This window comes from Campylobacter hepaticus (assembly GCF_001687475.2).
Classification (GTDB): domain Bacteria; phylum Campylobacterota; class Campylobacteria; order Campylobacterales; family Campylobacteraceae; genus Campylobacter_D; species Campylobacter_D hepaticus.
The window spans coordinates 766,689-786,268 of sequence record NZ_CP031611.1 but is presented as its reverse complement, the minus strand read 5'-3'; the positions used below and the strand labels follow the sequence as shown (position 1 = coordinate 786,268).

Below are 19,580 nucleotides of genomic sequence, written 5' to 3'. Positions count from 1 at the left end.
ATGGAAAATTTATTGATAGTCTTTAATGTGATTAAGAATTTACTCACATTAAATTTAACAGTTATTCAAAGACATGAGTGGGAAATTTTTCAAGGTTATGGATTTTTCGGGCTTGTAATGTTTTTATCAATAGGATTGTATTTTTATTGGTATCACTTATATAGATCAGAGAAAAAAGGTGAAAGAAATTATGAAAAATACGCTAACCTTGTTTTAGAAGATGATATTGATGATAGAGTATTAGAAAATAAAAGGAGTGCTTAATGCAATGGTTAAATTTAGAAGATAATATTAATCTCTTATCTTTAATTGGAGCTATTCTTATTGTCTTAATCACATTGTTTGTTGTGAGTAGGATGTTTAAACAAATGAAAGAAAAAAAAGGAGAATCAGAACTTAGTAAGGATAGCTGGGATGGAATAGGAGAATATAAAAATCCTATTCCTACTGGCTGGGCTATAATATTTCTTTTAACCATTGTTTGGGTTATTTGGTATTTTTTATGGGGATATCCTTTAAATTCTTTTTCAAGTATAGGCCAATATAATGAAGAAGTAACGAGTCATAATGCAAAATTTGAAGAAAAATTTAAAAATTTATCCACAGAAGATAAAATAGCAATGGGTCAAAATATTTTTCTAGTTCAATGTTCAGTTTGTCATGGTATTACAGGTGATGGAATCAATGGAAAAGCTCAAAATTTAAACATTTGGGGTAGTGAAGAAGGTTTGGTTGAAGTGATTAAAAAAGGTTCCAAAGGTATGAATTTTCCAGGCGGTGAAATGCCTAGTGCTTCTGATTTAGGTATAAGTGAAGAAGATATTCTTGCTATTGCAGCTTATGTGGCTAAAGATCTTTCAGCTATTAAAAAAACTGCAAATGAAAATTTAGTAGCTAGAGGTAAAGAAGCTTATGCAACTTGTGCTGCTTGTCATGGTGAAGATGGAAAAGGTCAAGATGGAATTTTCCCTGATCTTACAAAATACGGTTCTGCATCTTTTGTAGTAGATGTTTTAGATAAAGGTAAGAACGGCTTTATAGGAGCGATGCCAAGTTTCCCAGGATTTAATGATATTCAAAAAGAAGCTGTTGGCGAATATGTAATTTCTCTTTCAAGAGGTGAGTGATGGAAAATACAAATAGAAGTGTGTTCTCAGGTGTTATGGGTATGTTAATTGTTACAGTGATATTACTTGTGATTTTAGCTGTTTTAACGATTTGGGGGCTTAAATCTCAGCAAGAAGTGATGCAAAAACCATATCAACTTAAAAATATAGAAAATGTAAAAATGCTAGGTTCAAAAGAGCAAGATTATAGAAGTATAAAGGAAGCCCAATGAATAAAACTTTAGAGTATTTAATCGTTATTGGTTTAGTTGTTACTGCTGCAATTACTGCTTGGTCGGTTTTAACTGTAAATCACCTTCACATAGGATGAAAAAAATATTACAAGGTGGCTTTTTAGCCATCTTTTTATCTATTTTGTTATTCTCTAAAGCTTTTGCTCTTGATGCTGTGCTTTTTAATGAGAATGTTTTAAGCCAAAAAGTAAGTAATGAGATTAATCTCATAGGAAAAGAACTTTATGAGAAAAGCGGTATTTTTGTTGGTGTTGCTATAGGAGATAAAACTCAATTTGAGACCTTATTACAAATACAAGAAAAGCTTCCTAAGTCTCATATTTTACTTCTTTTATCTAAAGATTCTCATAGGGTGGATATTGTAGGTTCAAAGGGTGCTTTAGCTTTAATTGATAAAGAAGCCATACTTCATCCTTATCCTGGTACAGGATCTATTTTACCTATATTGGCTACAAATAAAGGTGATATTTATAATGCAGCTATATTAAATGGTTATGCTGATATTATAGAACGTGTAGCAAAATCTAAAAATATAAAGTTAGAGCATTCTATAGGTAATGCAAATCGTGATACTATAAATATTTTAAGGATAATTATTTATGGATTTATTTGTTTTGCTTTATTGTATTATGTACAAAGAAGAATAAAAAGGAGAAAAATTGACAAAAGTTAAAAAAAGTTTTTGGCCTTATGGCATTTTATTATCACTTTTAGCTATAAGTATTGCTTGTATCGTGACTATTTTTATTGCGAGCCATTATCCTGTATATGAAGATGATTTTTATTTTGATTCTTATCAAAATGTTGAAAATAATTTTAATGAAATACAAAAACAACAAGCAAATTTTGATAGATTTTTTAAAGTAAATTTTAAAAATGATAAAAAGATTTTTGTTGGTGAAAGATCTGTTTTGGCTTATGAGGTGGATAGAAATTCCTATACTGCAAATTTTAAAATTTCCCCTTTAGAAAATTTAAATCCCGATAATTTAAAAGTTCAAATTCTTCTTACAAGACCTTTTACTAAAGACTTTGATCAACACTTAAATGCTGAAATTAAAAATGGTATATTAAGCATTGCTTTGCCTAAATTAGAAGAAGGTAGATGGACGCTTAAATTAAAGATTAGTGCAAATGATCAAACAGTAGGATTTTTTACTTATGAATTAAATGCTAAATGAAATTAAGAATTTTTAGTTCCTCAAGGCAAATTAGAGAGTATTATAATCAAAATAAACAAAATAATGCTTTATTAGACCATGCTATTAATATAAGTGATTTTTTAGATAAAGTTTGTTTAAGTAATTTTCATAAAGCAAGCTCTTATGAGAGTTTGCTTTTAATGCGAGAAGCTTGTTTAAAAAGCAAGGATTTGGAAAAAAAATTAGGAATTTCAGCAGATTTTTTTATTTTTTTAAAAAATAATGAATATCTTTTTTCTTTTTTTAAAGAATTAAGTTTAGAGAAAAAAAGTATAAAAGATTTGAAAAATAATGATTATTATGCTACTTATAATGAACACTTAGAAATTTTAGATACGGTGTATCAAAATTATCTTGATTTGCTTGAAAAAAATTCTTGTTATGATACTCTTTCTTTACCTAAAAAATATAGCCTTAATAAAGATTTTTTAGATGAGTATGAAATTATAGTTTATAATTTACAAGGTTTTTTAAGTAAATTTGAAGAAGATTTATTGAATGAAATTTCTCAATTTAAAGAGATAATTTTAAGCTTTAAAACTAGTAAATTTAATCTTGAATACCTTGTAAAACTTGATTTTTTAAAAACATTTAATTTGAAAAATAATACCTATTATGAGATTAATCTTTTAAAAAAAGAGCTTTTAAAAGAACAAAGCATTAAATCTAGAAATTCTAATATCAAACTTAAGTCTTTTGAATTAAGAAGTTTGCAATGTGCTTTTGTAATGGATGAAATTTCTCATTTTGTTCGTAAGGGTTTAAAACCTGAAAATATTGTTGTTATTACTCCTGATGAGAATTTTTGTGATTTTTTAAGACTTTTTGATAAGTATAATATGCTAAATTTTGCACATGGAATTAGTATAAAAGAAACTTTATTTTACCAAAAATTGAAAGCTCTTTATGAGAGTGCTAATAATATTTCTTTTGTTTATAAGGATCAAGAAAATTATTTTGAAGATATGCAAATGAGTTTTGATTATCACAATACACTTTTGCATTATTTAAAACTTGATTTTATAGAATTTAAAGATAAATTTGATGAAGTGTGTTCTTTTGAATATTTTAAAAAGCTACTTGATTTATTTTTAGAAAATGAAAAACAAGAATTGATTTATTTGGTGCAAAAAGAACTTTTTTTTATTAAAGATTTATTAAAAAATCAGTCTTTAAAACTTAAAGAATTAATTGAACTTTTTTTTATGCAAATTAAACAACTTACCCTTAGTCATGTAGGAGGAGGTAAGGTTACAGTAATGGGTCTTTTAGAAAGTCGCGGGCTTTGTTTTGATGGGGTGATTTTGGTAGATTTTAATGAAGAATTTATTCCAAAAAGAAGTGTGAATGAACTTTTTTTAAACAATGAAATACGCAAAAAAGCAGGACTTATTACTTATGATAAAAGAGAGAATTTGCAAAGGTTTTATTATGAAAGTTTGATTAAAAACGCTTTAGAAGTAAGTATTTGTTTTGTGCAAAATGAAGAAAAAAGCAAATCACGTTTTTTAGATGAATTGGATTTTCATTTTTTTAATGAAGAGTATATAAGTGAAGAAGCTTATCTTGATGCTTTAAAATTAGATTATAAGGGTATTAAACCTAATTTAACTCCTTTAAAAGCTCCTATTTTAAAACATAATCCTTTTGAATATCCACTTTCTTTTAGCCGTTTTAATTTATTAGAGAATCAAAAAAGAACTTATTATTATCGTTATATTTTAAATTTGGATGAGCCAAGAGTTTTAAATGAAATAAATAAAGCAAAAAATCAAGGCAATTTTATTCACAAAATGCTTGAAATTTATTATAAAAAATATCAAAATAATGATTTTGATATAAAAATTTTTACTCATTTATTAGAGCAAGAATATAAAAACTATAATATCACTAAGCTTGATCTTGAAATATTTAAATTAAGATTTTTAGACTTTGCTAAAAATGAAAAGAAACATTTTTCAAAAGGATATTATGTGCTTGATACAGAATTGCAAATGAATAAAATCTTAAAAATTGGAACAGATATGATTGAACTTAAAGGGACTATTGATCGTATTGATCGTTTTGAGGGTGGAAACTTAATCCTTGATTATAAGAGTGGAAAAATACCTGATAAATCTTATCAACTTGCTTTTTATCAAGCTTTATATGATGAAAATGCTAATGCGAGTTTTTATGATTTAAAAAATATGAAAATTTTAGATCAAAAGGCTAAAAATTTAGATGAATTAAAGCAAAGATTAAAAGATTTGATCCTTGAAAGTAAGGAAGAAATGGAATTTGAAAATAAAGAAGATCAATATTGTCCTTATAAACTTATTTATAAAAAAGAATTAAAATGATTTTTAAACCTTTTTTAGCTCTACAAGCAAGTGCAGGAAGTGGGAAGACTTTTGCTTTAAGTGTGCGTTTTATAGCGCTTATTTTAAAAGGTGCTAAGATTAATGAAATTTTAGCTTTAACTTTCACTAAAAAAGCAGCTAATGAAATGCAAAAAAGAGTGATTGATACTTTTTTAAACTTAGAAAAAGAAAGCAAGATAAGCGAATGTCAAGAGCTTTGTAAGCTTTTGGACTTAGATAAAAAAGAACTTATTCATTTAAGGGATCTTAAAAAGGAAGAGTTTTTAAGATTTGAGCTTAAAATTAGTACTTTTGATGCGTTTTTTGCCAGGATATTGCGTGTTTTTGCTTTAAATTTAGGATTGAGTAGTGATTTTATTCTTAGTGAAGAAAAGCTTGATGTAGGAGAAATTTTTTTAAAACTTTTAAATTTGGAGGAATTAAAAGCTTTAGCTTATTATGTTAATTCAACCAGTGAAAAAGAAAATTTTTTTAATGAACTTGAAGATTTTTATAAAAATGCATATTTTAAAACTTATCCTAAAGTTTTAAATCCTTCTAAGGATTTAATTAATAGGCTTTATGTTGAGCTTAGATCTTATTGTTTGGGTTTAAATTCTGTAAAACATTATACTGATTTATGTAAAAATTTTAAAAGCGAAGAATTAGATTTGGCTGAGTTTATGCAATCAAGCTTGATGAAAAAATTTGAACAAACACAATATTTACAAGATTTAGACCATCAAGATCTTAATTTTAAAACTAAAAGACTGGAGTTAATTCAGGCTTTAAATGTTTATGCTAAAGAACTTGAATATTATAAGATTGTTAATTTGATGAACCTTTTAAAACATTATGGTGAAGCTAAAAATATACTTCATAAAGATAAAAATATTTTAAATTTTAGTGATTTAAGTAAAAGGGTTTATGATCTTATTAGAAGTGATTTTAAAGATATGATTTATTTTCGTTTAGATGGTTTTATTTCTCATTTATTGATTGATGAATTTCAAGATACAAGCGTGATTCAGTATCAAATTTTACGTCCTTTGATTAGTGAACTTGTTTCAGGTGAAGGGGTGAAAAAAAAGCGTACTTTTTTTTATGTAGGAGATAAAAAACAAAGTATTTATCGTTTTCGTCAAGGCAAAAAAGAATTATTTGATTTGTTAAAGCAAGATTTTCTTCAAATTCAAAGTGATAGTTTAAATACGAATTATCGTTCTAAAGAGCTTTTGGTTTCATTTGTTAATAAAACTTTTAAAGATAAAATTAAAGGCTATAAAGAACAATTTGCTTTAGAGAGTAAAAAAGGTGGATTTGTTCGTGTTGTAGAATCTAAAGAGCAAAAAGTTAAAAATCAAGCTCAAGAGATTAAAGAACAAACCTTAAAAGCTTTACTTGGGCAAATCAATTTTTTAAAATCTAAAAATATTTCTTATGATGACATTTGTATTTTATGTTGGAAAAATAATGATGCAGATATGGTTTTAGATTTTTTAAAAGAACAAAAAATTCCAGCATTTACTCAAAGTAATGTTTTGCTTGAAAACAAGGCTAGCGTAAAACTTGTTTTAGAATATGCAAAATATTGCATTTTTTCAGATGCTTTTTATTTGGTGTTTTTAAAAGAACTTTTAGGTTTTCAACCCCAAAAAATTCATCTTGATTTTTCAAAAAATACTATGGAAAATGTACTTATTTTGATAAAAGAATTAAGACTTGATTTAAATGATAGGGCTTTAATTCAATTTATAGAATATGCTAAAACCAAAGAAAATATTTTGCAACTTTTGTTTGAATCTTGTACTTTGAAAATAGTTGGTGAGCAAAATATGGGTATTAGCATCATGAGTGTACACAAATCTAAGGGTTTGGAATTTAAACATGTGATTTTACTAGATAGTCTTTCTAAGTATAATCAAAATAACGAAAATATAATGCTTGAATATGATATAAATGAAGGTTGGCAGCTTCATATTAAAGATAAGATAAGATCAATAACTAAAGAACCTACTTATGCTTTGTTTATGCAAAATATTATGCAAGCAAATTATGAAGATGATATTAACAAACTTTATGTAGCTTTTACAAGAGCTAAAGAAAGTTTGATCATTATAAAAAGAAATGAAACTTGTGTTAATAAAAGTTTTCCAAGCTATTTTATGGGTGAATTTTTAAATATAAATGAGCAAGAAATAGGGGAATTAAAGCAAGAAGAGCAAGCATTTGTTGCTAAAGCACCCATGCTTAATAAATTACAAGAATTTGAAAAAATTGCCCCTCAAGAACTTCAAAGTGAAGATAAAATTGATACTAAGCAATTATATTTTGGAAATGCCTTTCATTTTTTTATGCAAAATTTAAAACTACCAAAGGGTGAAAATTTTATAACACTTATGCAAATGTGTAAAAATCAATTTAGACATTTTTTAGATGAAAAAGAATTTGAGAAATTGTTTAAAAGGATTAAGATTTTATTAAATCAAGGAGAATTTCAAGCTTTGATTGAAAATAAAAAGCTTTTAAAAGAGCAAGTTCTAAGTTTTAATGGAGAGATTAAACGTTTAGATTTGCTTGCTATGGATGAAAAGCAAGCTTTGATTATAGATTATAAAACAAGTTTGACTATGATTGATAAAGACAAAGAGCAAGTAAAGCATTATAAAATTGCTATTAGTGAAATTTTGCAAAAGGATGTAATAAAAGCTTTTATAGTGTATTGTTTAGAGGATGAAGTTAAAATTTTAGAAGTATAAGCTTTATTTTTTCTTAAATTAAGTAAAAATTAATACTATTTTTTATACAATCACATTTTAAATTTTTGGCAAAGGTAAAAAATATGACAAAGATAACAAAGCCAAACGAAGTAAAACGAGAATGGATTGTTTTAGACGCAGAAGGTAAACGCTTTGGTCGTCTTTTAACTGAAGTAGCAACAATTTTAAGGGGTAAAAATAAAGCTTGTTTTACTCCAAATGTAGATTGTGGTGATTATGTAATTATTATTAATGCTTCAAAAGCCGTATTTACAGGTGCTAATAAGGCAGAAGATAAACTTTATCATAGGCATTCAGGATATTTTGGAAGTGTAAAAAGTGAAAAATTTGGTGATTTGCTAGAAAAAAATCCTGTAAAATTATATAAATTAGCGGTTAGAGGTATGCTTCCTAAAACGAATTTGGGCAGAGCAATGCTTAAAAAATTAAAGATTTATGCGGGTAGTGAACATCCGCATACTGCACAAATTGCTAAAGAAGGAAAATAATTATGGCAACAATATATGCAACAGGTAAAAGAAAAACTGCTATTGCAAAAGTATGGGTAAAACCAGGTAGCGGTAAAATTAGTGTTAATGGTGTTGATTTAAACACTTGGCTTGGCGGACATGAGGCTATTAAGCTGAAAGTGGTTCAGCCTTTACTTGTGACTAAGCAAGAAACTTCTATGGATATTAAAGCAACAACTTTAGGCGGTGGTTATAGTGCTCAAGCTGAAGCTTTAAGACATGGTATTTCTAAGGCTTTAGCAGCTATGGATGCAGATTTTAGGGCTTTATTAAAACCTAAAGGACTTCTTACTAGAGATAGTAGAACAGTTGAACGTAAAAAATATGGACGTCGTAAAGCAAGAAGAAGCCCTCAGTTTTCTAAACGTTAATTTTTTAGGTGGTTTATATCCACCTTTTATATTTTTTATCAATTTCATTCTTTATTTTTTATATTCTATGATATACTTTTAAAATCAGAATTTTTAATTTATCAAAAATAATGAAAGGTTTCTTATGAAAAAGTTATTGTTGTGTTTAGGCTTAGCTAGTGTTTTATTTGGTGCAGATAACAATGTGAAATTTGAGATTACTCCAGCTTTAAATTATAATTATTTTGAAGGTAATATAGACATGAAAAATCGTTATGCACCAGGTGTTAGACTTGGATATCATTTTGATGATTTTTGGTTAGATCAATTAGAATTTGGTTTAGAGCACTATTCTGATGTTAAATATAAACAAGCAAATAAAATCACAAATAAAACCACAGATATTACAAGAACTTATTTAAGTGCTATTAAGGGTATAGATTTGGGTGAGAAATTTTATTTTTATGGCATAGTAGGTGGGGGTTATGAGAGTTTTACACATGCTGAACATGCCAATAAAAGCGGTGGTTTTGGACATTATGGAGCAGGCGTGAAATTCCGTCTTAGTGATTCTTTGGCTTTAAGACTTGAAACTAGAGATCAAATCAATTTTAACCGTGCAAATCATAACTGGGTTTCAACCTTAGGTATTAGTTTTGGTTTTGGTGGAAAAAAAGAAGAAGTTGCACAAGAAGAAGTTCATGATCATAGTTCTGAGGTAAAATGTCTTGTTGAACCAAGAGAAGGTGCTTTATTAGATGAAAATGGTTGTGAAAAAACTATTTCTTTAGAAGGACATTTTGCTTTTGATAAAACTACTATTAATCCAACTTTCCAAGAAAAAATCAAAGAGATTGCCCAAATTTTAGATGAAAATCAAAGATATGATACAATCCTTGAAGGTCATACTGATAATATAGGTTCAAGAGCTTACAATCAAAAGCTTTCTGAAAGACGTGCTAAAAGTGTTGCTCAAGAGCTTGAAAAATATGGTGTAGATAAAAGCCGTATTCAAACTGTAGGCTATGGTCAAGATAATCCACGCTCAAGTAATGATACTAAAGAAGGTAGAGCAGATAATAGAAGAGTGGATGCTAAATTTATTTTAAGATAATGCATAAAACTATTTTATTTGATTTAGATGGTACTTTAATTGATTCTACAAATGCTATATTAAATTCTTTCCAAGGGGCTTTAAAAACCCTTGGTTTACATTCTAAAAATAATGAAGAAATTAAAAATCTCATAGGTTATCCCTTAGAAGAAATGTTTAAAATGCTTTATAAGCATGAAACTCATTTAAGTAAGGACTTTGTTTTAGCTTATGCTGAAGTTTATAAACAAATTTATTTAGAGCAAACTGCTTTATTGCCTAAAGTCAAACAAGGTTTAGAACTTGCATATGAGATGGCAGATTTGGGTATTGTTACAACAAAAGGCGGTAGATTTACCCCGATTTTACTTGAGTATTTAGGTATTAAACCTTATTTTAAAGTTTTAATTAGTCTAGAAGATGTTACCCATCCAAAACCTCATGCTGAACCTATTATTTTAGCCTTAAAAAGATTAAATAAAACTCAAAAAAATGCTTATATGATAGGTGATACTCTATTAGATATTCAAGCTGCAATAGCTGCAAATATTACTCCACTTGCTTTAAGTTGTGGTTATGGTAAAAACGATGAATTAAAAGCTTATTCTAAAGTATTTTCAAGTGCATATGAGGCTATAAAGTATATAAAATCTATAAAAGATTAAATCAATTTCAATTTTTGTTAAACGCCTTTTAAGAGAATTTATTGTAAATTGATGGCTAAAAATATTAATTTAAGGAAGGTCTCAATGGATAAAATTATGAAAACTATGGATGGAAATGAGGCTGCTGCATACGCTGCATATGCTTTTACCGAAGTCGCTGGAATTTATCCTATTACACCTAGTTCTCCTATGGCTGATTATACTGATATGTGGGCAGCTGCAGGAAAGAAAAATCTTTTTGGAGTTCCAGTAAAGATTGTAGAAATGCAAAGTGAAGCAGGTGCTGCAGGAAGTGTACATGGATCATTGCAAGCAGGATCTTTAACTACAACTTATACAGCCTCTCAGGGATTGTTGCTTAAAATTCCTAATATGTATAAAATTGCAGGACAGCTTTTACCCTGTGTTATCCATGTAGCAGCACGTTCTTTAGCAGCTCAAGCTTTATCTATTTTTGGCGATCATCAAGATATTTATGCAGCAAGACAAATAGGTTTTGCTATGCTTTGTTCTCATTCAGTGCAAGAGACTATGGATTTAGCTGGTATAGCACATTTAGCTGCTATTAAAGGAAGAGTACCATTTTTACATTTTTTTGATGGTTTTAGAACTTCTCATGAGATACAAAAAATTGAAGTGATGGATTATGCACACTTTGATAGATTATTAGACAGAGAAGCTTTGCTTGAATTTAGAAACAATGCTTTAAATCCAGAAAATCCAAAAACACGCGGAACAGCACAAAATGATGATATTTATTTTCAAACCAGGGAAGTAAGTAATCGCTTTTATGATGCCTTACCTGATGTTGTTAATGAATATATGCAAGAGATTTCAAAAATTACAGGTAGAGAGTATAAACCTTTTGTGTATTATGGTCATAGTGAACCTGATCGTGTTATTGTGGCTATGGGATCTGTAACTCAAGCGCTTGAAGAAGTGGTTGATTATCTTAATACAAAGGGTGAAAGAGTAGGAATTTTAAAAGTTTATCTTTACCGTCCATTTAGTTTAAAATATTTTTTTGATGTTATGCCAAAATCTGTACAAAAGATTGCCGTTTTAGATAGAACTAAAGAACCAGGAAGTCTTGGAGAGCCTCTTTATCTTGATGTAAAATCAGCCTTTTATGGAAAAGAAAATTGCCCTATTATTGTGGGAGGAAGATATGGACTTTCTTCAAAAGATGTTGATCCTGCTCAAATGATAGCTGTATTTGAAAATCTTAAGCTTGATAAACCAAAAGATGGCTTTACAGTAGGTATTGTTGATGATGTAACTCATACTTCATTAAACACAGGAGAAAAAATTTCACTCAGTGATGAAAGTACTATAGAATGTTTGTTTTATGGACTTGGTGCAGATGGAACTGTAGGGGCTAATAAAAATTCTATTAAAATTATTGGTGATAAGACAGATTTTTATGCTCAAGCTTATTTTGCTTATGATTCTAAAAAATCAGGTGGTTATACAAGAAGCCATTTGCGTTTTTCTAAAAAGCCTATTCGTTCAACTTATCTTGTTTCTACCCCACATTTTATAGCTTGTTCTGTTGCAGCTTATCTTGAAATTTATGATGTTTTAGCAGGAATTCGCAAAGGCGGGACCTTTCTTTTAAATAGTATTTGGAATACAGAAGAAACTATAAGACAATTGCCTGATGATGTTAAAAAAACTTTAGCTCAAAAAGAGATTAATTTTTATATTATTAATGCAACTAAATTAGCTCGTGATATAGGTTTGGGTAATCGTACTAATACTATCATGCAATCAGCCTTTTTTAAACTTGCAAATATTATTCCTTATGAAGATGCACAAAAATTTATGAAAGAATTAGCTTATAAATCTTATAGCAAAAAAGGTGATGCTATAGTTGAGATGAATTATAAAGCTATTGATATGGGTGCTGATGGACTTGTTAAAGTTGAAGTGGATCCAAATTGGAAAAATTTAGAAATTAAAGAAAAAGAACAAATTAACAATTATAAAGGTACTGAATTTGTTGAAAAGATAGTTAAACCTATGAATGCTGCTAAAGGTGATGATTTACCTGTTTCTGCATTTTTAGGTTATGAAGATGGAAGTTTTGAACACGGTACTACTGAGTATGAAAAGCGTGGTGTTGGAGTTATGGTTCCAAGATGGATAGAGGCAAATTGTATTCAATGTAATCAATGCGCTTCTGTTTGTCCTCATGCAGTTATTCGACCATTTTTGATCAATGATGATGAAATGTCAAAAGCACCTCATGGAGTAAAAGAACATGCTTTAGAGGCTAAGGGAACTAAGGGAGAGAAATTAAGCTTTAAAATTCAAGTTTCTCCGCTTGATTGTACAGGATGTGAGCTTTGTGTGCATGAATGTCCTACTAAAGAAAAATCTTTAGTTATGGTTCCGCTTCAAGAAGAGATAGATTTTGGTGAACAAGAAAATGCTGATTATTTGTTTAAAGAAATCACTTATAAAGATGATATTTTAAATAAAGAAAGTACTAAAGGAGCACAATTTGCTCAGCCTTTATTTGAATTTCATGGTGCTTGTCCAGGTTGTGGAGAAACTCCTTATATCACTTTAATTACAAGATTGTTTGGTGAGAGGATGATAGTGGCTAATGCAACAGGTTGTAGTTCTATTTATGGCGGTTCTGCACCTTCAACTCCTTATAGAAAAAGTGTAAAAAACGGACACGGTCCTGCTTGGGGTAATTCACTTTTTGAAGATAATGCAGAATTTGGTTTGGGTATGAAAATTGCTACTGAAAATACCAGAAATCGTATAGAAAATATCATGAATGAAAATATGCAAGAAGTACCAAATGCTTTAAGTGCTCTTTTTAAAGATTGGATTGCTAATAAAGACAATGGTGCTCTTTCAGTTGAAATTAAAGATAAAATGATTCCTATTTTAGAACAAAATAAAAATATCAAAGCTGTTCAAGATATATTAGAACTTAAGCAATACTTAAGTAAAAAATCTCACTGGATTTTTGGTGGAGATGGTTGGGCTTATGATATTGGTTATGGCGGGCTTGATCATGTTTTAGCAAGTGGAGAAAATGTTAATATTTTAGTACTTGATACAGAAGTTTATTCTAATACAGGCGGTCAAAGCTCAAAATCTTCTAGAACAGGAGCAGTAGCACAGTTTGCAGCAGCGGGTAAGCCTATACAGAAAAAAGATTTAGGGCAAATTGCTATGACTTATGGTTATATTTTTGTGGCCCAGGTTAATTCAACAGCAAATTATACTCATCTTATTAAAGCTATTACTGCAGCTGAAGCCTATGATGGACCATCTTTGGTGATTTGTTATTCACCTTGTATAGCGCATGGTATTAAAGGAGGACTTGGTTATTCAGGAGAGCAAGGTGAGCTTGCTACAAAATGTGGTTATTGGCCTCTTTATACTTTTGATCCTCGTTTAGAAGAACAAGGCAAAAATCCTTTAACTTTGACAGGAAAAGAGCCTGATTGGGATTTATATGAGCAGTTTTTAATGAATGAAGTGCGTTATAATTCTTTGAAAAAGTCAAATCCTAAGCATGCTGCTGAACTTTTTGATCGCAATAAAAAAGATGCTCAACGTCGCTATAGACAACTTAAGCGTATTGCTATGGCTGATTATAGTAATGAGGTTGAAAACTGATAAAATATATTTTTAGTACAATCTTATTTTTTAGCTTTTTAATAGCACAAAATGATTTTGAAGATAAGAAAAAATATACAGATTTTCTTAAGCTTCAAAATCCCTTCATAAACCCCACTTTTGAAAAATTACAAGCAATTAAAATTAGTGCTATCATGTTTGATAGAGTAAAAATAGATGATAAATGGTATAAAAAAGGTGATAGTATTGATGAAGCTATCATTAGCAAGATAGATACTCAAGAAATTAAAATACAATATGATAATTTAGAATTTGTTATTCCAATAAATAAAAATGGTAAGATTAGTATTAATTAGTTGTTTGTTTTGTTGTCATCATCTTTTTGCAATAGATTGTCAAAAACGCCTTTTTGATATTAGCATTAATGAGAAAGTAAGCATACAAGAAAGTCTTGATGAATTAGCAAGATATTGTTCTTTTAGCATTATTGTTAAGGATAAAATTGCTAAAGCAAAACTAGAAAATCTCCAAAATTCTGTTAATATCCATCAAATGAGTCTTGATGAAATTTTTAATTTTTTCATTAAGGAACATGATCTTGATTATGATTTTGATGGAAAAATTTTAAGAATTGTAGGTATAGATACAAAGATTTTTAAAATAAGTTATATTACTTCTGTTAGAGAGGGTCAAAGCATTACTAAAGCTTCTGTAGATTCAAAACCAAGACAAAGTGAATATGGGGGAGGTTTTAATGATATGGAAGATAATATGATTAAAAGTATGGAGAAATTTGATTTTTGGCAAAATATAGAAAAAGAGATTACTACATTATTGAAAAATTCTCATGAAAATTATGAGTTTAAACCCCCAATCATCAATTCTAATGCAGGTCTTATTATCGTTACGGGGACAAATTCACAACTTCAAAGTGTTAAAAATTATTTACAAAAATTAGAAAATCGTCTTAAAAAACAAGTTATTATTGATGTGAGTATACTTGCTGTTAATCTTAATCAAAGTCATTCTAGCGGGATTAATTGGCAAAATTTTAATATAGATTTTCATTCTCAAACAAGTAAGAATGAAAATTCTTTTATACAAATTCAAAATGGTCAGGGTTTTGTTAAAAATTTAGGTTTAAGGGCAAATTTAAATTTTGATTCTGTTATTAATTTTCTTTCTCAAAATGGTAAAACCAGTGTGCTTTCTAATCCAAAACTTATGGCTTTAAACAATCAACAAGCAATTATTTCTGTAGGAGATACCATAAATTATCAAGTTAAAGAAAGTTCTAAAGGGAATGAAAATGGTGTAATTATTAGTGAAAGTTATAATAATTATTCAGTTTTTATAGGTATTTTGCTTAATATCTTGCCTGAGATTTCTGATGATGGTAAGATTACATTAAGAATTAATCCAAGTTTGAGTGATTTTAAATACCCACAGGATAATAAAAGACAAAAAGAACCCCGTAACATTGCCCCTGATACTGTGCAAAAAAAGCTTTCTAGTGTAGTGCGTATGGAAAATAATCAAACTTTGATTTTAGGTGGACTTATTTCTCATGATAAAACTAATGATAATAATGCTGTAAATATTTTATCAAAACTTCCTATTTTTGGACCCCTTTTTAGGAGTGAGAATGTGCGTTCTAATACCACTGAGATTGTTTTTATCATCACTCCGAGTATAGTTGATTATGCTCATTTACCCAGTCTTAAAGATTTAGGATTTAAATATTATGAATAAGATCATTCCTTTTAGAGAAGCAATTTTTCATCAAATGGATAAGATTTTATCAAATAATAGGGCTTTGATTTTTTTATGGGGAAAAAGTGGGTGTGGAAAAAGTGTATTGTTGCAAAGATTAGCAAAAAAATATCAAATTGATTTTATTCATGAAATGTTTAAAGATGAGATTTTTTTAAAAGAAAAAATAGAGTTTTTAAAGCATAAAGGACAAAAATTAATTATTTTAGATGAAGTAGGAAAATATAACCACGATATGTTAGAAAATATTAGAATTTATAGTGATACTATGAGTTTTGTTTTAGCTTCACATAAGTATTTAAATCTTTTTAAAAAAGAATATTTTAAAAGTCGTTTAAGCGCATCTTTTGAACTTAAAAAACCTGATCTTAAAGAACTTGATGATTATATTAAATTAAAATTTGGGCTTAGTTTTTCAACATCATGTCTTAAAATTTTAAAAAAAATTGCTAAGGGGAATTTAAGATATTTAGATAAGACTTTAAAGACTTTTTGTGAGATTAATATTTATTTTGATAAAAATAAAACTCAAGAATATATTTTAAAACTTAGTGCTTTAGAAAACGGTTTATTAAGGTAGTATATGCAAGAAAGAATTGATGAGCTAGAGGCTAGGTATAAATATTTTTTGCTTAAAAAATATTTAAAATATTTATTTTTTGTGATTTTATTTTTTATAATAGGGTTGAGTTTTTTTGTGTTTTTGCAAAAATATAAGCAGCAAAAAAATATTTATCTAAAAGCACTAGAATATAAAATCAATTTAGAGCAAAAGCTTGCTAAGGCGCAAATTTTGCAAGAAAAAAATAAAATTGCTAAAGAAAGATTAAAGCCACAAATATTAAAAACAGAAGAAGAAAATACGAAAAAGATAGAAATTAATTCACGAAATTTAAATATTTCGCATTTGCGTAAATCTTTTTATGAAAATCCAAGTTATGAAAAGGCTTTGAATTTGGCAAATAAATATTTTGATATTAAAGCTTATAAAAAGTCAATATTTTGGGCTTTAAAAGCCAATGAATTAAATAAAGAAAAACAAGATTCTTGGTTGGTTTTTGCAAAAGCTAAAAGGGCTTTGGGAGAAGAAAAAGAAGCTCAAAGTGTTTTAGATGCTTATGTGAATTATTATGGTTTTATGGAGTTTAATGCAAGATAATATGGAAGCAATTTTTCAAGCTTATATTAATGATAACATGAGTCTTGATCAAATTTGTAAGCAATGCTCTTGTAGTGTGGATGAATTTTTTCAAAAATTAGCCCATTTTTATAAGATTGATTTTATAGATTTAGATCAGTATGATCATTTTATTTATGAGAATATGCCCTTTTCTTTATTTGAAAAATTTAGATTTTTACTGATTGAAAATGCGAATGGGTTTTTAATCGTTAGGTCTAAACCTTGTTCTTTAGAACTCTTAGAACAAGTTAAAAATTTTGTATTTTGTGAAAATATGAGTATGGTTATTGCCAATGAGTTAAAAATTACTAAAATTTTAAATCAAATTCGTATACAAGAAAAAATGAGTAAATTAAGCACTAAACTCAGGCTTGAGTGGCAAGAAAAAGAAAAAAAAGATGATCAAAGTTGCATTAGTCAAATTTTTGATTTTTTACTCAATGAAATTTTACCTTTTAATGCTAGCGATATGCATATAGAAGCAAGAGCTGATGATGCTTTAATTAGATTTAGGGTTGATGGTATTTTGCATCAATTGCTTGAGTGTCAAAAAGATGTTTATGAGGCTTTAGTTTTTTATATCAAATTTTTAGCTTGTTTAAATTTAGCCGAATCAAGAAAGGCACAAGATGGGAGTTTTACATTAGATTTTAAAAATGAAAAATATGATTTTCGTGTTTCATGCTTGCCTTTGATTTATGGAGAGAGTATTGTAATAAGAATTTTAAAACACAATAAAGCAATTTTAGAATTAAACAAATTGAATTTGGGAGATAAGAATTTACAAATTGTCAAAAATACCCTAAAACGTTCCCATGGAATGATTTTATTAACAGGTCCTACAGGAAGTGGTAAAAGTACAACCTTATATGCTTGTTTAAATGCATTAAAAAGTATAGAGAAAAAAATTATTTCCGTAGAAGATCCTATAGAGTATAAAATGCCTTTAGTCCAACAAATTTTGCTTAATTCTAAAGCCGGGGTTGAATTTAATAATATCTTAAGAGCAATTTTAAGACAGGATCCAGATATCATTATGATAGGGGAAATTCGTGACGAAGAAAGTCTTGATATAGCTTTAAAAGCATCTTTAACAGGACATTTACTTTTAAGTACCTTGCATACTAATGATGCTTTTTCTACTATTGATAGGCTTTTGGATATGAAGGCAAAAGCTTATTTAATAGCTTCAGCCTTAAGTCTTATCATAGCCCAACGTTTAGTTAGAAAACTTTGTCCTTGGTGCAAGCAAGAAAGTCAAAAATCTTATGCAGAATTTCAAGGAGATTTTTTTGAGGCTAAAGGATGTGAGTATTGTCATTATAGTGGATTTTATGGGAGAGAATTGATTGCTGAGTGTTTAAGCATTGATGAAGAACTATCTTGTGCTATAAGGGAAAATAAGGATAAAAAAACCCTAATCGAACTTGCTAAAAAACAAGGTTTTACAAGTATGTTTGAACAAGGTTTGCAAAAAGCTAAAGAAGGTATTACTAGTATAGATGAACTTTTTAGGCTTGTAAGATGAAATTTTATGAGATAGAATTTCTTAAAAATAATCACTCCTATAAACAAATCATAAGGGCTAAAAATTTAAATAGTGCTCAAGCAAAAGCCTTGTCTAGGAATTGGAAAATCATACATATTCAAGAATTTCAAAAGTTTCATTTTGTAAGATTAAAAGGTGAAAATTTTATATTCTTTTTTAAGGAATTGGCTTTATTGTGTGAAGCTGGTTTAAGTGTTCAAGAGGGTATTAAACAAATATATCTTGCGCGTTCTTGTAAAATTATAAAAAGGGTATTAGATAATTTAATTTTAGCACAAAATTTAAATCAAGCTTTTAAAAATGCTTATTTTGGACTAAACTCAGCAGAATTAGCTTTAATCCATATGGCTGAAAATACAGGAAAAATAAGTGAAGTTTTTAGACAAATTGCTAGTCTTAGGCAAAAAAGTATGGAGAATAAAAAACAAATTAAAAAAGCTTTAAGATATCCTATTTTAGTTTTTTTAAGTACCATTGGGGCATTTTTATTTTTAATGCTTTTTGTGATGCCAAATTTTAAAGATTGGTTTGAAAGTTTGGATGTGGAATTGCCACTTATTACGCATATCATGCTACAAAGTTATAATTTTTTAAAAATTTATGGAGTAGTGTTTCTTGCATTTTTTATTTTTTTATTTTTTACAATACTATTGTGTTATAAATATTTTGATTCTTTTGCATTGTATTGCGATTTTTTATTTTTAAAACTACCTTTATTTTCTCGTTTGATTTTATATAATCAAAACCATTATTTTTTTATCGTTTTTTCTCTACTTTTAAAGAGTGGAATTTCCATTTCCAAAGCTTTTTATCTAGCTAGTTCAGGGCTTGGAAATAGGTTTTTGATGTTAAAATATCAAAAAATTTTAGTTTTATTAGATGGTGGTTTTGAATTAAGTCAAGCTTTTAAACAAATGTATATTGTGGATTCTTTGGTCTTTTCTATGCTTAATATTGCCATGAAAAGTGCTAAATTAGAGCTTTTAAGCGAAGAAATTGCTAAGTATTATGAGCAAAAAAGTCAAAATATCATGGAGCAATTTTTAGTTTTATTAGAACCTGTAATGACTTTATTTGTAGCTTTTTTGGTTTTATTTTTAGCTTTGGGCATATTTTTGCCTATGTGGGAGCTTAGTGCTAAAATGCATTTTTAAAAAATCATTTAATATTC

The 19,580-nt window shown here is 28.2% G+C and carries 19 protein-coding genes; all 19 read left to right on the top strand.

All coding sequences use genetic code 11. The features are described from left to right. The 19 genes from A2J15_RS03900 to A2J15_RS03810 all read left to right on the top strand — a co-directional run bounded on the left by A2J15_RS03900 (position 1) and on the right by A2J15_RS03810 (position 19,563). The gene (locus A2J15_RS03900) at positions 1-264 is read left to right on the top strand and encodes a cytochrome c oxidase, cbb3-type, CcoQ subunit (protein WP_066779463.1); all 264 of its coding nucleotides are present in this window, start codon (positions 1-3) and stop codon (positions 262-264) included. Further along, the gene (locus tag A2J15_RS03895) at positions 264-1,127 is read left to right on the top strand and encodes a c-type cytochrome (protein WP_066779468.1); all 864 of its coding nucleotides are present in this window, start codon (positions 264-266) and stop codon (positions 1,125-1,127) included. The genes A2J15_RS03900 and A2J15_RS03895 overlap by 1 nt, the downstream gene beginning before the upstream one ends. Further along, positions 1,124-1,339, top strand: a complete 216-nt coding sequence (locus A2J15_RS03890; RefSeq protein ID WP_116980488.1) for a DUF4006 family protein — start codon at positions 1,124-1,126, stop codon at positions 1,337-1,339. The genes A2J15_RS03895 and A2J15_RS03890 overlap by 4 nt, the downstream gene beginning before the upstream one ends. Next, positions 1,336-1,437 (top strand): hypothetical protein, encoded by a 102-nt coding sequence (locus A2J15_RS03885; protein WP_116980487.1) that lies wholly within the window; start codon positions 1,336-1,338, stop codon positions 1,435-1,437. The genes A2J15_RS03890 and A2J15_RS03885 overlap by 4 nt, the downstream gene beginning before the upstream one ends. Next, positions 1,434-2,033: a hypothetical protein gene (locus tag A2J15_RS03880; RefSeq protein WP_066779475.1), complete on the top strand. Its 600-nt coding sequence runs from the start codon at positions 1,434-1,436 to the stop codon at positions 2,031-2,033. The genes A2J15_RS03885 and A2J15_RS03880 overlap by 4 nt, the downstream gene beginning before the upstream one ends. Continuing rightward, a complete protein-coding gene (locus A2J15_RS03875; protein WP_066779478.1) occupies positions 2,020-2,541 on the top strand; it encodes a FixH family protein in 522 nt (173 codons plus the stop codon). The genes A2J15_RS03880 and A2J15_RS03875 overlap by 14 nt, the downstream gene beginning before the upstream one ends. After that, the gene (locus tag A2J15_RS03870) at positions 2,538-4,904 is read left to right on the top strand and encodes a PD-(D/E)XK nuclease family protein (protein ID WP_066779481.1); all 2,367 of its coding nucleotides are present in this window, start codon (positions 2,538-2,540) and stop codon (positions 4,902-4,904) included. Before A2J15_RS03875 ends, A2J15_RS03870 begins: the two co-directional genes overlap by 4 nt. Further along, positions 4,901-7,663 (top strand): RecB-like helicase, encoded by a 2,763-nt coding sequence (locus A2J15_RS03865; protein WP_066779485.1) that lies wholly within the window; start codon positions 4,901-4,903, stop codon positions 7,661-7,663. The genes A2J15_RS03870 and A2J15_RS03865 overlap by 4 nt, the downstream gene beginning before the upstream one ends. An 83-nt stretch (positions 7,664-7,746) precedes the next feature. Beyond that, entirely contained in the window at positions 7,747-8,172 is a 426-nt protein-coding gene (rplM, locus tag A2J15_RS03860; protein WP_066779488.1) for a 50S ribosomal protein L13, read from the top strand. Between the two features lie 2 nt (positions 8,173-8,174). Further along, a complete protein-coding gene (rpsI, locus tag A2J15_RS03855) occupies positions 8,175-8,564 on the top strand; it encodes a 30S ribosomal protein S9 (RefSeq protein WP_066779492.1) in 390 nt (129 codons plus the stop codon). 124 nt (positions 8,565-8,688) lie between these two features. After that, the gene (cadF, locus tag A2J15_RS03850) at positions 8,689-9,657 is read left to right on the top strand and encodes a fibronectin-binding outer membrane protein CadF (RefSeq protein WP_066779495.1); all 969 of its coding nucleotides are present in this window, start codon (positions 8,689-8,691) and stop codon (positions 9,655-9,657) included. After that, a complete protein-coding gene (locus A2J15_RS03845; protein WP_066779498.1) occupies positions 9,657-10,301 on the top strand; it encodes an HAD family hydrolase in 645 nt (214 codons plus the stop codon). Before cadF ends, A2J15_RS03845 begins: the two co-directional genes overlap by 1 nt. 84 nt (positions 10,302-10,385) lie before the next feature. After that, complete coding sequence (nifJ, locus tag A2J15_RS03840) at positions 10,386-13,946, top strand: pyruvate:ferredoxin (flavodoxin) oxidoreductase (protein ID WP_066779501.1); 3,561 nt, start codon at positions 10,386-10,388, stop codon at positions 13,944-13,946. A gap of 20 nt (positions 13,947-13,966) precedes the next feature. Further along, the gene (locus A2J15_RS03835; protein WP_066779503.1) at positions 13,967-14,263 is read left to right on the top strand and encodes a transformation system protein; all 297 of its coding nucleotides are present in this window, start codon (positions 13,967-13,969) and stop codon (positions 14,261-14,263) included. Beyond that, positions 14,241-15,659, top strand: a complete 1,419-nt coding sequence (gene mshL, locus A2J15_RS03830; RefSeq protein WP_066779506.1) for a pilus (MSHA type) biogenesis protein MshL — start codon at positions 14,241-14,243, stop codon at positions 15,657-15,659. The genes A2J15_RS03835 and mshL overlap by 23 nt, the downstream gene beginning before the upstream one ends. Then, the gene (locus A2J15_RS03825) at positions 15,652-16,260 is read left to right on the top strand and encodes a TniB family NTP-binding protein (RefSeq protein WP_066779509.1); all 609 of its coding nucleotides are present in this window, start codon (positions 15,652-15,654) and stop codon (positions 16,258-16,260) included. Before mshL ends, A2J15_RS03825 begins: the two co-directional genes overlap by 8 nt. Before the next feature lie 3 nt (positions 16,261-16,263). Continuing rightward, positions 16,264-16,839: a transformation system protein gene (locus A2J15_RS03820; RefSeq protein WP_066779512.1), complete on the top strand. Its 576-nt coding sequence runs from the start codon at positions 16,264-16,266 to the stop codon at positions 16,837-16,839. A gap of 1 nt (position 16,840) precedes the next feature. Further along, positions 16,841-18,388 carry a GspE/PulE family protein gene (locus A2J15_RS03815; RefSeq protein WP_066779519.1) on the top strand — a complete coding sequence of 516 codons (1,548 nt, stop codon included), beginning with the start codon at positions 16,841-16,843 and terminating at the stop codon, positions 18,386-18,388. Next, positions 18,385-19,563, top strand: a complete 1,179-nt coding sequence (locus tag A2J15_RS03810) for a type II secretion system F family protein (protein WP_066779515.1) — start codon at positions 18,385-18,387, stop codon at positions 19,561-19,563. The genes A2J15_RS03815 and A2J15_RS03810 overlap by 4 nt, the downstream gene beginning before the upstream one ends. The last annotated feature ends 17 nt before the right edge of the window (positions 19,564-19,580 follow it).

Bases quoted from the DNA above. Each gene is read 5' to 3' on its own strand.
- A2J15_RS03845 (WP_066779498.1), top strand. From the start codon at position 9,657: ATGCATAAAACTATTTTATTTGATTTAGATGGTACTTTAATTGATTCT.
- mshL (WP_066779506.1), top strand. From the start codon at position 14,241: ATGGTAAGATTAGTATTAATTAGTTGTTTGTTTTGTTGTCATCATCTT.
- nifJ (WP_066779501.1), top strand. From the start codon at position 10,386: ATGGATAAAATTATGAAAACTATGGATGGAAATGAGGCTGCTGCATAC.
- A2J15_RS03810 (WP_066779515.1), top strand. From the start codon at position 18,385: ATGAAATTTTATGAGATAGAATTTCTTAAAAATAATCACTCCTATAAA.
- A2J15_RS03820 (WP_066779512.1), top strand. From the start codon at position 16,264: ATGCAAGAAAGAATTGATGAGCTAGAGGCTAGGTATAAATATTTTTTG.
- rpsI (WP_066779492.1), top strand. From the start codon at position 8,175: ATGGCAACAATATATGCAACAGGTAAAAGAAAAACTGCTATTGCAAAA.
- A2J15_RS03815 (WP_066779519.1), top strand. From the start codon at position 16,841: ATGGAAGCAATTTTTCAAGCTTATATTAATGATAACATGAGTCTTGAT.
- cadF (WP_066779495.1), top strand. From the start codon at position 8,689: ATGAAAAAGTTATTGTTGTGTTTAGGCTTAGCTAGTGTTTTATTTGGT.
- A2J15_RS03865 (WP_066779485.1), top strand. From the start codon at position 4,901: ATGATTTTTAAACCTTTTTTAGCTCTACAAGCAAGTGCAGGAAGTGGG.
- A2J15_RS03900 (WP_066779463.1), top strand. From the start codon at position 1: ATGGAAAATTTATTGATAGTCTTTAATGTGATTAAGAATTTACTCACA.
- rplM (WP_066779488.1), top strand. From the start codon at position 7,747: ATGACAAAGATAACAAAGCCAAACGAAGTAAAACGAGAATGGATTGTT.
- A2J15_RS03885 (WP_116980487.1), top strand. From the start codon at position 1,336: ATGAATAAAACTTTAGAGTATTTAATCGTTATTGGTTTAGTTGTTACT.
- A2J15_RS03880 (WP_066779475.1), top strand. From the start codon at position 1,434: ATGAAAAAAATATTACAAGGTGGCTTTTTAGCCATCTTTTTATCTATT.
- A2J15_RS03895 (WP_066779468.1), top strand. From the start codon at position 264: ATGCAATGGTTAAATTTAGAAGATAATATTAATCTCTTATCTTTAATT.
- A2J15_RS03870 (WP_066779481.1), top strand. From the start codon at position 2,538: ATGAAATTAAGAATTTTTAGTTCCTCAAGGCAAATTAGAGAGTATTAT.
- A2J15_RS03825 (WP_066779509.1), top strand. From the start codon at position 15,652: ATGAATAAGATCATTCCTTTTAGAGAAGCAATTTTTCATCAAATGGAT.